This window comes from Thioclava sediminum, assembly GCF_002020355.1.
Lineage (GTDB): Bacteria > Pseudomonadota > Alphaproteobacteria > Rhodobacterales > Rhodobacteraceae > Thioclava > Thioclava sediminum.
Genome location: NZ_MPZV01000008.1, coordinates 1 through 1,553 on the forward strand (window position 1 = coordinate 1; position 1,553 = coordinate 1,553).

1 protein-coding gene is annotated in these 1,553 nt (G+C 63.2%); it reads left to right on the forward strand.

Annotation, left to right across the window (positions count from 1 at the left end; genetic code table 11):
- The first annotated feature begins 173 nt into the window (after window positions 1-173).
- The gene (locus tag BMI91_RS19640; protein WP_078606361.1) at window positions 174-728 is read left to right on the forward strand and encodes a helix-turn-helix domain-containing protein; all 555 of its coding nucleotides are present in this window, start codon (window positions 174-176) and stop codon (window positions 726-728) included.
- The last annotated feature ends 825 nt before the right edge of the window (window positions 729-1,553 follow it).

Here is a 1,553-nt window from a genome sequence, read left to right on the forward strand (position 1 = left end):
GGGGACACCAGCTGTGTCCCCACCCGGGGACAAATGTGAACACCCCCTTTTTCCCAGAGATTGACCGCGAAGTCCCCTTTGCGGTAGTCATGTGTCCAGAAACTGGACCCAGATGTCCCCACCGTGTGACATCGGTAAGCACCCAGTAATGACCGGATGAGGAACCTTTACGCATGGAGAAGCTGCCCGAAGCCAAGCCCAAGGGTCACTGGGTCCAGACCGAGCGAGAGGCGCACGAAGCGTGGGCCGCGCTCATGCGCAAGTCACCACGGGCCGCAGAGCTTCTTCACCTTCTGGTTGCACGGGTGGGAGATCATAACGCTGTGGTGGTCAGCCAGAAGACGCTTGCGGCCATCATGGATCGGAATCCGAGAACGATTAAGCGGGCCGTTCGGGATCTCGTGCAGGGGAATTGGATCGAGGTCCGGCAGATCGGCGATACAGGGACCGTCAACGCCTACGTGATCAACGACCGGGTGGCGTGGACCGGGAGGCGCGAGGGGATGCGCTACAGCCTTTTCTCGGCCGCTGTGGTGGTCTCGGACGCGGAACAGCCCGACGAGGCCGATTTGGGCGCTCAGGAGCCGCTCAGAGAGCTTCCCAGCCTCTTCCCGGGGGAACGGCAGCTCCCCAGCGGCGACGGGCTGGCGCCGCCCTCAGAGCCGGCCATTCCCGGCCTTGAGCCTGACTTGCCCGCTCGCCGCAAAGCTGCGAGTCTGGACGAATAGGCGTTCCGATCCCGCCTTACGATCGCTCCGGAGCTGCTGCCCTCCACCTGGCCACCCGGGCGGGGGGCAGCCGTTTCGTTCTTCCCTGTCTCAGCGAAAAGCCCGAGAGGGTCGAGCGCGCCACCGTCCTCGCAGCTCGCAGCGCCGGAGGCGCATGGTTTGAGGTAATCGACAACTGGCAGAGCCAGAGGACCGAGGGGCCCCTTTAGGGGTTTCGGTCCTTCCGCCGGGGGGCTTACCCGGCGGTCCCGCACTCTCAGCAAGCACAGGGCTTGGAAAGGGCGAATAGGCCCTCAAGGTCGAGTGAGAAACGGATAATCACCTGGACGCCTCCCCGTGAGCGTGCCGCCAGGCGCGCCGCGGGGGGGCGTCTCTTGATTAGTAGTATCAAACAAGACCAGTAGGCGCGGGAGGTCACCCCAAGTTCAGCTCGTTTGGGGTGCATCTGGTGCAGCTCGAAGGCTGACACGTTGAACACCCGGTCTTCACTCGGTGTGCATCAACGCACGGTTGTGTTTCCCCCCAGACCCCCCTTCGCCACTCGCGCAAGCGCTCGCGGTTGAAGGGCTTCGGCCCGCAAGGGGCCTCACCCCTTCAAGGCGATAAAAACTCCACCCCTGCCCACCCGTCCGCCAGCTCTGTGGAGGAGCGCTGCCGGGCGGTCAGGCGTGGATTTTTTCCCGCCTTTTAGATCATTAGAGGGGCAAAAAAAAAGATCGTGGAATTTCAAGCACTTGCTGGGGGGGGTGGGGACACCAGCTGTGTCCCCACCCGGGGACAAATGTGAACACCCCCTTTTTCCCAGAGATTGACCGCGAAGTCCCC

Coding starts and splice junctions, on each gene's coding strand:
- BMI91_RS19640 (WP_078606361.1), top strand. CDS start 174: ATGGAGAAGCTGCCCGAAGCCAAGCCCAAGGGTCACTGGGTCCAGACC.